The sequence below is a fragment of the Pseudenemella bisphenolivorans genome, from assembly GCF_051133435.1.
Classification (GTDB): Bacteria; Actinomycetota; Actinomycetes; order Propionibacteriales; family Propionibacteriaceae; genus JAAYAO01.
The window spans coordinates 903,611-916,196 of record NZ_JBPGNY010000001.1; the positions used below are offsets into that span (position 1 = coordinate 903,611).

The 12,586-nt window shown below is 66.8% G+C and carries 11 protein-coding genes; 1 reads left to right on the forward strand and 10 read right to left on the reverse strand.

Annotated elements, in window-relative coordinates; genetic code table 11:
- Window positions 1-77: 77 nt before the first annotated feature.
- Both ACR4XW_RS04450 and glmU read right to left on the reverse strand, forming a co-directional pair.
- Window positions 78-1,058, reverse strand: a complete 981-nt coding sequence (locus ACR4XW_RS04450) for a ribose-phosphate diphosphokinase (protein ID WP_434759296.1) — start codon at window positions 1,056-1,058, stop codon at window positions 78-80.
- On the reverse strand, window positions 1,055-2,497 hold the full coding sequence (gene glmU / locus ACR4XW_RS04455; RefSeq protein ID WP_434759297.1) for a bifunctional UDP-N-acetylglucosamine diphosphorylase/glucosamine-1-phosphate N-acetyltransferase GlmU: 1,443 nt from the start codon (window positions 2,495-2,497) through the stop codon (window positions 1,055-1,057). Before glmU ends, ACR4XW_RS04450 begins: the two co-directional genes overlap by 4 nt.
- Window positions 2,498-2,713: 216 nt before the next feature.
- Between glmU and ACR4XW_RS04460 the strand changes: the two genes are divergently transcribed.
- Complete coding sequence (locus ACR4XW_RS04460) at window positions 2,714-5,356, forward strand: metallophosphoesterase (protein ID WP_434759298.1); 2,643 nt, start codon at window positions 2,714-2,716, stop codon at window positions 5,354-5,356.
- A 541-nt stretch (window positions 5,357-5,897) separates the two neighbouring features.
- Here ACR4XW_RS04460 and ACR4XW_RS04465 read toward each other — a convergent pair.
- The 8 genes from ACR4XW_RS04465 to ACR4XW_RS04500 all read right to left on the reverse strand — a co-directional run bounded on the left by ACR4XW_RS04465 (window position 5,898) and on the right by ACR4XW_RS04500 (window position 12,245).
- On the reverse strand, window positions 5,898-6,545 hold the full coding sequence (locus ACR4XW_RS04465) for a hypothetical protein (RefSeq protein ID WP_434759299.1): 648 nt from the start codon (window positions 6,543-6,545) through the stop codon (window positions 5,898-5,900).
- 131 nt (window positions 6,546-6,676) lie between these two features.
- Complete coding sequence (locus tag ACR4XW_RS04470) at window positions 6,677-7,111, reverse strand: hypothetical protein (RefSeq protein ID WP_434759300.1); 435 nt, start codon at window positions 7,109-7,111, stop codon at window positions 6,677-6,679.
- Window positions 7,112-7,649: 538 nt separating this feature from the next.
- Window positions 7,650-8,171, reverse strand: a complete 522-nt coding sequence (locus tag ACR4XW_RS04475; protein ID WP_434759301.1) for a DUF6932 family protein — start codon at window positions 8,169-8,171, stop codon at window positions 7,650-7,652.
- A 107-nt stretch (window positions 8,172-8,278) separates the two neighbouring features.
- On the reverse strand, window positions 8,279-9,775 hold the full coding sequence (locus ACR4XW_RS04480; protein WP_434759302.1) for a terminase large subunit domain-containing protein: 1,497 nt from the start codon (window positions 9,773-9,775) through the stop codon (window positions 8,279-8,281).
- The gene (locus tag ACR4XW_RS04485) at window positions 9,759-10,412 is read right to left on the reverse strand and encodes a hypothetical protein (protein ID WP_434759303.1); all 654 of its coding nucleotides are present in this window, start codon (window positions 10,410-10,412) and stop codon (window positions 9,759-9,761) included. Before ACR4XW_RS04485 ends, ACR4XW_RS04480 begins: the two co-directional genes overlap by 17 nt.
- On the reverse strand, window positions 10,409-11,434 hold the full coding sequence (locus tag ACR4XW_RS04490; protein WP_434759304.1) for a hypothetical protein: 1,026 nt from the start codon (window positions 11,432-11,434) through the stop codon (window positions 10,409-10,411). The genes ACR4XW_RS04485 and ACR4XW_RS04490 overlap by 4 nt, the downstream gene beginning before the upstream one ends.
- A 23-nt stretch (window positions 11,435-11,457) precedes the next feature.
- Complete coding sequence (locus ACR4XW_RS04495; RefSeq protein ID WP_434759305.1) at window positions 11,458-11,778, reverse strand: hypothetical protein; 321 nt, start codon at window positions 11,776-11,778, stop codon at window positions 11,458-11,460.
- Window positions 11,775-12,245 (reverse strand): WhiB family transcriptional regulator, encoded by a 471-nt coding sequence (locus ACR4XW_RS04500; RefSeq protein ID WP_434759306.1) that lies wholly within the window; start codon window positions 12,243-12,245, stop codon window positions 11,775-11,777. Before ACR4XW_RS04500 ends, ACR4XW_RS04495 begins: the two co-directional genes overlap by 4 nt.
- Between the last annotated feature and the right edge of the window lie 341 nt (window positions 12,246-12,586).

Here is a 12,586-nt window from a genome sequence, read left to right on the forward strand (position 1 = left end):
ACGGGCCGCGCAGGCGGCCCCTCGCCGAGGCAACCCGGTCATGTTAGCCGACCGGTCGCCCCGGCCCCAAACGTGGCTCAGGGCTGGCCGTCGAAGAGGCTGGTGACCGAACCGTCCTCGAAAACCTCATGGATCGCCGCGGCGATCAGCGGGGCGATCGACAGCACCGTGAGATTGCGGATCTCCACGTCGGTGTTGATCGGCAGGGTATTGGTGACGATGACCTCTTCGAAGGGCGAGTCGTTCAACCGCTGCGCGGCCGGCCCCGACAGCACCGGGTGGGTGGCCGCGGCGATCACGGTCTTCGCACCGTGGGCCTTCAGCGCCTCGGCCGCCTGGCAGATGGTGCCGGCGGTGTCGATCATGTCGTCGACGAGCAGGCAGACCCGGCCCTCGACCTCACCGACCACCTCGTGCACCTCGACCTCATTGGCGACGTTCGGGTCGCGACGCTTGTGGATGATGGCCAGGGGCGCATCCAGCCGGTCGGTCCACATGTCGGCGACCCGCACCCGTCCGGCGTCGGGCGAGACCACGGTGAGGTTGTTGTCCTGGGCGTACTTGCGGCCCACGTAATCGGTCAGTACCGGCATCGACCACAGGTGGTCGACCGGGCCGTCGAAGAAGCCCTGGATCTGGGCCGCGTGCAGATCGACCGACATGATCCGGTCCGCACCGGCGGTCTTGTACAGGTCGGCCACCAGCCGGGCCGAGACCGGTTCACGGCCGGCGTGCTTCTTGTCCTGGCGGGCGTAGGGGTAGAACGGGGCGACGACGGTGATCCGCTTGGCCGAGGCCCGCTTCAGGGCGTCGACCATGATCAGTTGCTCCATCAGCCACTCGTTGACCGGGGCACAGTGCGACTGGATGACGTAGGCGTCACATCCGCGAACCGATTCCTCGAAGCGTACGTAGATCTCCGAGTTGGCGTAGCTCAGCGCCCGGGTGGGCACCAACTCGGTCTCCATCAACTCGGCGACTTCTTCGGCCAATTCGGGATATGCCCGCCCCGAGAACAACATCAGATGTCGCTCGATGGGGCGCTTGAATCCACTCACTCCGTGTCCTTCCCAGCCTTCTCGGCAGCCAAGGCGGCTTGTTCGGTGGCGGTGCCGGCCCGTCGCCGAGACACCCAACCGGCAACATTACGCTGATGCCCCCGGGCGACCGCCAACTCCCCCGGTGCAACATCGTCGGTGACCGCCGAACCGGCGGCCACATAGGATCCGTCGGCAATCGTGAGCGGTGCCACCAGCACCGAGTCGGAGCCGACGAAGGAGTGTTTGCCGACCACGGTGCGCGACTTGGTGACCCCGTCGTAGTTGGCGAAAATCGTGCCCGCGCCGATATTGGCGCCCTCGCCGATCTCGGCATCGCCGGCATAGGTGAGGTGCGGCACCTTGGCGCCGTCCCCGATCTTGGTGTTCTTGGTCTCCACGAAGGCCCCGACCTTGCCCTGGACGCCCACCACGGTGTTCGGACGCAGGTAGGAGAAGGGGCCGACCTGGGCGAAGGGCCCGATCATCGCGAACAGGCAATGGCTGCGCACCACCTGGGCGCCCTCCCCCACCTCACAGTCCTGCAAGGTGGTGGCCGGGCCGATGGTTGCCCCGTCGGCGATCGAGGTGGCGCCGAGCAGTTGGGTGTCGGGCAGAATCGTCACGTCCTGGCCGAAGTCGACCTCGCTGTGGATCCAGGTGGTGGCCGGGTCGACCACGGTCACCCCGTTGCGCATCGCGCGTTCGACATTGCGCCGGTTCACCTCGGCGTTCATCCGGGCCAGTTGGACGCGGTCGTTGACTCCCTCGGTCTGCCACACATCGTCGATCACGTGGGCGCCGACCCGGCCCCCGGTGCGGCGGGCGTAACCGATCACATCGGTCAGGTAGAGCTCACCCTGGTCGTTGTCGGGCTTCATCTCGGCCAGACCGGCCCGCAGCACGCCCGCATCGAAGACGTAGATGCCGGAGTTGATCTCGGTGATCCGTCGTTCGTCATCGGTGGCATCTCGGTGTTCCACGATCCGCGCGACATTGCCCTCCTCGTCGCGCACCACCCGTCCGTACCCGGTCGGGTCGCTCACCTCGGCGGTCAGCACGGTCACCTGGTCGGCATGTTCGCGGTGGTGGGCCACCAATTCGGTGATCGTCTCACCGGTCAACATCGGCACATCGCCGTAGGTGACCACGACCTCACCCTCGAGATCGGGCAGGTCGGCGAGCCCGCACTCGACGGCGTGGCCGGTGCCGAGTTGCTCCTCCTGCACCGCGGTACGGCAATCTCCGGCGATGTCTTCCAGGTGTTCCAGCACCTGTTCCCGCTGGTGCCCGACCACCACCACCAGATGCTGCGGTTCGGCCGACCGGGCCGCGTCCACGGCGTAGGACAGCATCGAATGCCCACACACCTCGTGGAGCAGCTTGGAACGCCGCGATTTCATGCGGGTTCCCCCACCCGCGGCCAGAACGACAACGGCGGCAACAGGTGCCTGTGACATGAGTGTGGCTCCTCAAACGATCGGTGGCCCTCCCGGGTAGCGTAAATCATCCGCTCGGTGGCCGGTCGGCCACCCGCACCCGAATGGGTGTACCAGCTGTGGCGTCTGTTCACCCAACCGTTGCCCGCTCGTCACGGAACTCCCCGCCGTCCGGCCAGCAGCCTGCCTAGGTTGTCAAAGGTTTCATCCACCCCCGACAACCGAAAGGCCCACCCCATGAAGCGCTTGTCGCTCGCGGTGGCGGGACTGGCTCTCTCCTTGGTGCTCGGCAGCTCTTGGGCTGCCCACGCCGAACCGGAGCCGGAACCGTTGCTGAGTTTTCCCGTGATCTCCGATGTGCACATCAACTCCGGAGACAAGACCGCGAACAACCTGGCCCGAGCCATGGTGCAGTTCGAACGTGAGATGCCCCGTCTGGACGTGGTCGCCGGGGTCGGTGACCTGACCCACGGCAGGCAGTCCGAGATGGAGAAGTACCAGCGGGTGATGGCCGAAAGCCCCGCCAAGGACGTTCCGCAGTTCCTCACCATGGGCAACCACGAGTTCGACCAGGGACGCGCCGGTGCGGTGGAGCGGTTCAACACCTACATGGGCCAGGACGGCCCACTGATGCACAAGACCTACAACGGCTTCCATTTCATCGGCATCGGGTGGGACATGGGCCTGACGGAGGTCGGCTACCTGAAGCGGGAACTGGCCGCCGCGGCCGCCGATGCCCCCGACAAGCCGATCTTCGTGTTCTTCCACTATCCGCTGCAGGACACCGTGTACGGCTCGGAGAAGGGCGAGTGGGGCACCAACAACCCCGCCTTCCACGCGGCCCTGGCCGAGTACCCGCAGGTGATCACCTTCTCGGGGCACTCCCACTACCCCGGTGAGAACCCGCGCAATATCTGGCAGGGCGACTTCACCGCGCTGAACACCGGCATCGGCCTGTACTACCTGGAGATGGAGAAGATGTGGGCCCAGGGTGGGTTCCCGCCCGGCACCGACACCCTCGCCCAGGGCCTCGGTGTCGAGGTCTTCGCCGACAAGATCGTGATCAAGCGACGCGACATCACCCGCGACGAGTGGTTCGGTGAGGAGTGGGTCATTCCGCTGCCCATCGACAAGAACACCTTCACCTACACCGACGATCGCGACCAGGTCGCGCCGGTCTTCGATTCCGGCGCCGAGATCTCGGTGCAGCGTGCCTCGGGCACCGCGGTCGAGGTGACCTGGGACATCGCCACCGACAACAGCGACTTCATCAACGGCTACTACCTCCGGGCCCGTAACCGGGCGACCGGCAAGGTCGATCGGGAACTCAAGGTCTCCTCGGAGTACTGGAAGCGTCCGGTGCCGACCAGCCACACCTGGGAGCTGGACCGGCTGCTGCCCGGCGCGCAGTACGACATTGAGGTGGTCGCGGTGGACGCGTACTTCAACGAGAGCGAACCGCTGCGCACGACCTATGGCACCGACCCGGTGGAGATCGCCGACGCCTGGACCGAACAGCAGGCTGTCGAACTGGGTGGCACGACCACCCACAAGGTGGCGCTGACCAACGCCGACGACGTCGATCACGAGGTGGTGGTGACCGTGGACAGCGGCACCGGAGCCACCTTCACCGAAACCACTGCCACCGTCACCGTGCCGGCCGGCGGTCGGGCGACCGCCGAGTTCACCGTGACCGGCGGGTCGGAGAAGACGACCAGCACGATCACCTCGTCGGCCACCAACGAGCAGGACGAGGATCTCGGCTCGCTGACCAACCTGCTCTATGTGGGCTACGTCTACGGTGAGTCCTTCGACCGGTTGGCCGCCACGTTGGGTCCGGCCGTGGACGAGAACATCTCCGTGCTCGGGTTCACCCATCAGCCGCCGGAGGGCTGGGAACGCACCCTGGCCGAGGAGATGGCCCAGGGCACCGAGGAATGGCAGGGCTGGAGCTTCACCAACCTCGACTTCTGGGTCGCCGCCGAGGATCAGGGCCGCTCCGGCTTCTCCAAGGCGCACAACGTCTTCGCGGTCGCCGACTCCGACGAGTGGGACGACACCGGCTCCCCGGCCCGGAACAGCAAGTTCGACTCGACCCTGACCACCCCGCAGATCCCGGCCGCGGCCGGGGACGTCCACGAGCTGACCTTCGACAGCCACTACCAGGATGAGAGCCCCCAGCGGGCCCAGGTGAGCGCGGTGCACACCGATGCCGAGGGCAATGAGGTCGCGCGGAAGGTGATCCTCGATTACGGACCACAGGGTGCCGACAATGCCGGTGAGCATGTGCCCGACGCCACCGTGGTGAAGGAGATCGAGGCCCCCGAGGGTGCTGCCGCGGTGCGCTTCGAGTTCCGTTACTTCGATGCGGGCAACAACTGGTTCTGGGCGATCGACAACGTCCGGGTGGCGGTGGATTCGGCCACCGACCCGGAGGACCCGACCGATCCCGAGGAGCCGAGCGACCCAGAGGAGCCGAGCGACCCGGAGAACCCGTCTGATCCGGAGAAGCCGGGTGACCCCGGTGACCCCGAACAGCCGACCGATCCCGACACCCCGGGTGACGAGGTCGTGGCGCCGACCCTGACCGTGAAGCCGGGCCGGGTGGCCCAGGGTGCGTCGGTCACCTTCACCGCGAGCGGCTTCGCCCCCGGTGAATCGGTGGTCTTCTCGGTGCACTCCGATCCGGTCGAGCTGCCGGCCGTCACCGCCGACGCCAACGGCGTGGCCACGGTGACCTGGTGGGTACCGGCCGACTTCGCCACCGGTACCCACCTGGTGCGTGTTGCCGGTGACTCGGCCACCGCCGAGGCTCACCTGGTGGTGACCCCGGCGGGTGCCGGCAAGGTGCCGAGCGCCCTGCCGGACACCGGACGCTGACCACGCGTGACCCAAGAGGGCGCTGAGCGGGTTGGTATGACCAATATGGTCGCGCCGGCCAGCTCAGCGCCTTCGTAGGTCAAGGCGGCGAGAATGGCAGGGCCGGCGCTGCAACTCCGGCCGCTCCCCTGCTGCAACCAGCCCAATTTCGCGCCACCATCCACGTGGGCATCGCGCCGACCCAAAACCAGGCCGGTTACAGCAGGGGCAGGCTCGAAGGTCAGGCCCGCGAGCGGGAACGAGGGTCCGGGGCAACCCAGTCCGCAGATGCAAAATGCCGGTCCCGCCCGGAACGGGGGACCGGCATTTGCCGTAGTCGGACCGAAGTCCAGCTCCCCGGGTAGGAGTCGAACCTACGTCGCTTATCCTGATTCAAAGAGGGTAGGAAGTGTGCAGCTTGGTCCCGTTGTGGGTTGATTCTCTGCGGTACGCGTGGGATTGATCCCGCTTCGTATCGCTTGATCTCGCTTGATCCGTCGCGGTTTGTGACCACGTTGTGACCAGTGCCGTGACCATCGGGTACTGAGAGGCCATTGCCCCTTCACACCGACGCATTCACCGCAGCCACAAACCGATGCGCATCTTTCAACTGCTTCGGCGCCACTTCCAAGACGATCGCATCCCCGGGAACCTCGATGACAAGGAACATTTCCCCGCCACTCTTCTTCTTCGCCATGGCACCGATCACCGCCCCCAGTCCGCCTGCCAGCACCGCGCCAGCAATAACCCGGGTCGCCGTCATTCGCTCCTGCAATGCGGACCCCGACTCAACCGACGCGCTGCACTCTGCAGCCGGCCAACTCTTCAATATTCCCTGATGCAACACCCCACCCGAGAGGCGCAGCTTGTCGAACGTCCCAGTCGGTAGTTTCGCGCGGGCCTGACGATCAGCCTTCTGTTCAGCCTTCGCAGCTGCCTTAGCTGCAGCCTTCAAGTCGGCTGCCGGGTCAGCCTGACGCCTCGCCTCACGGGCTTCAGCATGCTGTGCACGCAGCGCTGCCATTTTCGCGCGATCCTGGGCCTTCCGGGCTTCGGCCTCTTCGACTCGCTTCGCCTTCGCCGCGGCCGCGTCCTCGGCGCGCTTCGCCTTCGCGGCCTGATACTTCGCCTCGCTGTCGGCTCGTTTCGCTTCCAGTTTGGCTTGCTTCGCTGCCAAGCGCTCTTGCAGCGATGGCTTCTCAGGTCCCATGCTCAGATATTACCGATCCATCATCCTGTGGATAACTCCTACCCCCAGTACCACCCGCGGAAGAATCCTGACCTCGGAAGGTCGGAGAGCTTCACCTGATCCAGATTCTCATTTCTACCTGTGCTCATTTCCTAGATTGAGAGCGAAGGATTCTCGCCACCAGGGAGAACTTCCAAAGTCTTGGCCACGTACTCCGCCTTGGTTTCCCCTCCGGGCAACTCCGTCATCGTGACTTCAACGACGACCCTCACTCGGCTGAACACTGCAGCGTTGTGAATGTCTGCGTCGGAGAGCGCGCCACGAGAGATACTGAAAACCCTCTCCTCAGCTTGGGACTGTCCCTCCACTTCTAGCATCTTGGAGGCCGAGGACGTTTTAACCGTCCCGACAATCACATCCTCGGTAGTTTCAAGATCGTGTGCTCTGATAGAGGCTGCCAGAGAGCGCGCCTCGTCGGCCGTAAACAGCGTTTCGACAGTCGGGAACCCCGGCGGCTCCCACCGCAACCCCACATCGAATCCGCCCTTGTCGACGCGTTCAGCGAACCCCCGCAGCGAAGTGGCCACTCTGGTCCCCAAGGGGCGCAAGCGTTGGAGAGACATCTCTTGCACGGGCGCTTGCGCATCTACCGTCTTCAAGAGGTCAACTAGCTCAGCCATCGCACGATCCGCAAGTGACGTCGCTTCCTCAAAGCCGAATAGCGATTCACCTCCAGGGTGCGTTTCTTCCAAGCCATCCTTCTCGGGACGAACCCGGAAAACCAAGGAACCGGGAGACGGAGCCTCGACCCTCAGTGCGGTGCGGTCCGTGAGTGTCGCGGGCAGGCGAGTCTTGCTCGTCAGCTTCATCAGATTGGCACCGATTGAATCCACAACCGATTGCAGTGACGCGAAAAGCCCACCCACAGCAGCGATACGCGCTTCATGTCGCTGCACTCCGGTGCCAGTGAGATGAAGCCAGCCTTTGGACCCCAACACACGCGCAGTACCGTGAACCTGCGAAACCATCCGCTCCACAGAGTCTCGGGCTAAGTCGGAGGCGCTGGGCACCTGCCCAGGGGCCACATCCTGCATCCCAGCGCGTTCCAACAGCCGTCGTTGAGCGTCAGAGATAGTCATTGAGCTTCACCTCAACATAGCCGCGCTTCGGAAGTGCATTGTGGTGCGCCTCCGCGCGACCACAAGCGTCACGATCTCGCTGCCACCAGTCGTCCCAGTACCCTCGCGCTCTTCGGTATTCCTCGACTGCCGAGAAGGTAGCCTGCCCCTCCGACACCCACGGGATTACGTACACGTCTAAAGTGCCGAGCCTTCGCCCCGCATCCAAGAAATGGGCTACCTGAGCAGCCACATCTCCCTGATACTTCTCGACGTTCATCAGGAACGTCAGATCCAAGTCACCAGGATTCTCCTTCTCGGTCAGGAAGCTTCCGCTGATCCAGACCTCCTCCATGATTGCGTACGGCTCCAAGGCCTCTAGGAGAATGACGAAATCGTCCCAAATCCCCTGACGAGTGGTGCTGTGGGCATACCGTGGATCACTTACGAACATGGCGGCAACCTCACCAAGTTCCCCGCGGTGTCTCCCTCTTGGCAAGCGCCCATGCGGGCCGAGAGGTGGGATCATGCCCGTCATTATGCCGATGTGCTGGGGTTTGTCGTAGTTGGTCGACCATTTCGTGACCCTCCGATCACCTTCCTTCGAGAGTACGCCTCAGCACCCACATCTCGGACCTATTCCCTACGCATGGTGCTGGGATCGTTGGCCGACCCGGGTATCAGGATCGCCGACAGCCCACGCGGCCCGCTGCGTTGGGCCTGCCGCAGCCGCTGCCGGATCGGCAGCCGTGCGCGGTCGTCGCGGATCGTTTGAGCGACCTTCCGCCCCGACCGGCCGGGGTTGGTGATCCGCGCCCCGCCAGTAGCCCGCTCAATCAGGGCCAGGGCCGCCAGGCCGAGGCTGACCGCCCGGTCATCGTGGTGGCCCGAGTCGTGGTCCAGGCGGAACACTCCCGGCGTGGTCTCCCTCAGCCGGACGTTGGCCAGCTCGTCCAGTAGGTCGGCGTCGTCGGGCAGGGCCATGCGGTGCTCACGCAGCAGCATGTGGAGGTTCATTGCGAGCCGACCGACCGAGCCGGGAGTGAAGTTCCATTCCTGCACCGTCACACCCCTGACCCGCAGCCGCTGCGCCAGCCCCACGGCCTGCCAGGGGTCGAGGCGGATCGGTGCCCGGTAGTCGGTGGCGGCCTGCATGGCGACGCGCTCCACGTCGGCCAGCTGGACCGGGGCCGCTCGGGTGCCCGCCATGACGTGGATACGGTCGAGCACCACCACCGGCGCGGTGGGGTCGGCGCGGTCCAGGTGGCAGACCGTCAACACGGTGCGGTCACCCTTCAGGCCAAGGTCCAGGCCGATCACGTAATCCCGGCTCGGGTCGGGGCTCAGCGGGCCGTCCAGCGTGACGCACGCCGCCAGGTCGTCGGGTGCGACCAACCGATCCTCGCCAGCGGTCCAGCGGTTCAGGTGCAGCCGGGCATAGACCGACGCCGGGAGTAGCCGACGCTGCTCGGCCAGGTCGTCGGGGTCGGCCCACGGCAACGGGCCGGGCACCTCGGACACCCGCCAGCGGTCCGACGTGCGGGCGGTGGCGGCGATCTTGTGGGCGAAGTGCGCTGGGTCGCCCGCGGTGGTGAGGCAGACAAGCCGACTGTCCGAGCGCTTGGGCAGGCCGGACACGATGCCCTGCCACAACGACTGTGAGCCACGGGTGCCGGGCCACTGGGCCAGCTCGTCCACGATCACCAGATAGGGCAGGTGTCCATGTGCGCTGGCTGCGTCGGCAGGCTCGATCATCAGCCGGGCACCCGTGGATCGGACGGTTACCGACCATGCGCCGATATCCAGCAGCGGGGCCAGCCCGGAACGGTTCGCCAGGCCGCGCAAGGCGTCCAGCAGCAACCCCGCTTGGTCTCGGTCGCGGGCGTAGGCGTGGCTGACCGAGTTGGCCGGTGCTTGGCTCAGCAGCACCACCAGGCCGATGCCTGCCAGGTCGGTTGTCTTCGAGCCGCCACGGGGACGGGTGAGGAAGTGCAGCCGCGGCGCTGCCGGGTCGGTGGTGAGGATCGCCGCCGCGTCGGCGCGCTGCCACTCGGTGGCGACGTGTCCCCACGCCTTGCCGTCGTCCATCAACAGCCCGGCCAGCAGGTCGAGCGGGTCAGTGTTGGGTGTCATCGTCATCGTCAGACCTTCCGGGGTCGGTGCTGTCATCGTCGTGCGGTGGTGCGGGCTGCATCGCCTCCAGGCGGTGGGCTGCCTGCTGGTCCAGGGCACCGCTCCCCCACTCGCCCCGGTCCGCGTCCTGAACCGCTGCTAGCAGTTCCCCGGCCAGGTCCCGCGGCGGCTCGATCCCGGCAGCGTCGCGGGCCGCCAGCGCCTCGCGGCCTTGGGCGGCGAGCATGGCTAGCCCGGTGTGCACACCGAGGGAAGTCACCTCGGCACGTGCCTGGGCCAACTGCACCTCGGCGATGGGGTCCAGCCCCAGCCGCGAGCGCAGGTTGGCCGCGCGCGTCTCCAGGACGTTCGCCAGCTTGGTCGAGGGTCGCGGGTGCCCCTTGTCGTCGATCAACCCGTGCTCGGCGTGAAAGCGCCGCAGCAGCACACACGACGCTTCGGCCTCGGCCCACGCGCTCACCGCGTCGGGGTACGGGGCCAGGTCGGGGCGGTCAGCCAGCACCCCGGCAGCCAGTTGCTCGGCGAGCGGCTGATAGACCCGTTTCGACTTCGCCCCGTGTGTCGTCGGCCAGGGCGGGCGTGGCGGTGCTCCGCTGGCCGGGCCGCCATGCCCGGGGCCGTTGGCCGGGGATGTCACTTCGCCCCGTCCAATCGGAGGTGCGCCCACGGCTTGCGGTTCGGCTTCCTGTTGCCACTCACAGCCCAGGCGACCAGCCCTTCAAGATCCTGATATCCGCTGGCCACCAGAGCGGGCAGGTCGTCGGCTCGCCCCGCCTTCTGCATGGCCTTCACGAAGCTGCGCTGCATCGCCCCGTGACCCATCGCCCCGGCGCTGTCCAGCGCCTTCGAGCACTCCGGGCAGGTGTGCCCCTTGATCTTCGGTGCGGTGACCCGCCCGCCGATGAGCAGCGGCGGGGCCGACACCGACCGCCACACCTTGGAGCGAACCTCGGCCACGCCGCCCAGATCCGACACGGTGACCGCGGCCATCTCGACAGCGCCGATACCGCAGAACAGGCACCCGCCACCGTCCGGCGGCGCGATCCGGGCGGCGGGCCGGGACCGGGCAACGGCACGGTCCAACAGGCCCGCATAGGCCTTGCGGAGCGTGGTGCGGGTGTCGGCCTCCTCCCCGGTCTTCAAGTGCTCCCATGCCGTCGCAGAGCCCCGTGGAGTGGGCGTCTGGGTGGTGCTGGCGGTCACCGCGTCGGCGTCGGCGTCCCGGCTGTCGAACCGGACCGCCTGCCGCACCGGCTCGAACCGGCGGATCAGTTGGATGACCGACCCCGGCGTATCGACGTGCTGTTGGTAGGCGTCCGGATGCCCGGCTGCCGCCAGCGCGTCCAGGGCACCGGCCACCGCCTTCACGGCGACGTTGCCCAACTGGTTGATCAGGACCGGGTGCCGGTGCACGATCTCCTCGGCCACCTTGTGCCGGGCGCTGCACTCGGCACACGTGGCAAACGTCCCCGTGTGGACGAACCGCACCGGTGCAACCGGGTGGTCCACGGGTCGGGTCAACTCGAAGGCACTGTTCGGCGCAGGCACCTTCCTCTCGGTGGTCTGGGTGGGCTCGATCACCCCGACGCCACAGACGCCGCAGGGGATCGCCGACGTGGTGGCAGTGGTCGTAGTCGTCGTGCTGGTCGTGTTCGTCATGGTCATGCCTTTCGTAGGGTCGGTCACTTCTTGCGATTCGGGTGGCGGTGGCGGTGTTGGGTCATGGCCAACTGCCGCTCGATCTCCTTTCGGCGGCGGTGCGCCTCGGCCACCTGCTCGGCGTCGCGCTCGAAGCGGACGAGGGCGGCGTCCGCTGCCAGGCGGTTGGGGGCGGCAATGGCTTCGTGAATCCGAGCACCGCATACCCCACTGCTACCCCCGGCGCGGTCGCCGATGAACCAGCAGGGCACCCCGACCGGTACGTCGTGGACCGGGCACGGCTCGGCCAGTAGGCGGGCCATCTGGGGTGTGTTCTCGGCCCGGCCTCGGGCTGTCGTGGTCATGGTGTCTTCCCTTTCGTCTGGCCCCCGAGAACGCGACGTTTCGGGGGTATTCCGACCCCGCTGTGACCGTGTTTGTGACCACCGGGCGCGGATATCGCGCTGACAACGGGGAACGCCGCCGGGCCGCTTGATTGCAGATCAGGTGAGGCCGGTTCGTCAGACGTGTCAGCAGCCCCTTGGTTCGTGGTCGGCGTCCGGTCCCGACCGCCCCACACACCCCAGCGCTCGGACTGCCCGGCCTCACGGCACGGGGTGAGGATCGGGCAGCCACGGCACAGCTCGGCAGCCTGCCGCCGGTCGGCCACCGAGTCGGACAGCCACAGCCCGGGACCAGAGCCAGCGGTGCCCGCCTGACGGGTGCACGGGGTGCCGCCACCGGCGTCCACCAGATCCGCCAGGCGCGCCGCCAGCGGCCCGAGCTGCTGGTTGACGGCGAGGGTCGGGAACTTGCGTCTTATGGCCGTCATTGCGTCACCTCGGCCACGCCACGGGCTGCCGGTGCTCGGTGCCCGACCGACCGCACAGCCGCCGCTTGCGCGTGCGCGCGGGTGGTATTAACCAGTTGGTCGCGGCCGGTGACGGCCGGCCGTCCACCTCCCGAACCTTCACGCTCCACACGCCCTGCCACCCCTCTAAAGGGGGTGGGTGGCGTGAAGGGGGTAGGCGCGTGAACCCCGTGAAGGGTGCCGTGAAGCTGATACCAAGCGAAAGCAGGTCCGTTTCGTGATGCCCGTGAAGGGGTCGTGAAGGGTTCCGGGATTTCGCCCTGCGTGAAGGGGTGCGTGAAGGTCTGCGAGGCCGTGAAGGT